The sequence below is a fragment of the Actinospica durhamensis genome (genome assembly GCF_018139695.1).
In the GTDB taxonomy this organism is placed as follows: Bacteria; Actinomycetota; Actinomycetes; order Streptomycetales; family Catenulisporaceae; genus Actinospica; species Actinospica durhamensis.
On record NZ_JAGSOG010000854.1, the window covers coordinates 1 to 399 of the forward strand.

Sequence of the window (399 nt, forward strand, 5' to 3'; positions counted from 1 at the left end):
GGGAAGGCGGGGGTATGACCCGGCGGGCGTGGTTGTTGTTCGCGGCGATGTCGGTGATCTGGGGGATCCCGTATCTGCTGATCAAGGTGGTGATGGACGCCGGGCTCGAGCCGGGCTTCCTGGTCTTCGGCCGTACCGCGATCGGTGCGCTGCTGTTGCTGCCGGTGGCGATACGCCGCGGCGTGATCCGGCCGGCTCTGGCGCACTGGCGGGCGGTGCTGGCCTTCGCCGCGATCGAGATCGCCGTGCCCTGGTATCTGCTGAACTCGGCCGAGGAGCGGCTGAGCAGTTCGCTGGTGGCGCTGCTCATCGCGATGGTGCCGCTGATCGCGACGGTGATCGCCTGGCGGTTGGGGGACCGCTCGGTGTTCTCGCCGGTGCGGGTGACCGGTCTGGCGG

At 69.7% G+C, this 399-nt stretch carries 1 protein-coding gene; it reads left to right on the top strand.

Features of this window, described 5'->3' with window-relative positions:
* Nucleotides 1–14: 14 nt before the first annotated feature.
* On the top strand, nt 15–399 hold a 385-nt coding region (locus tag KDL01_RS42550; protein WP_212534359.1), incomplete at its 3' end, for an EamA family transporter.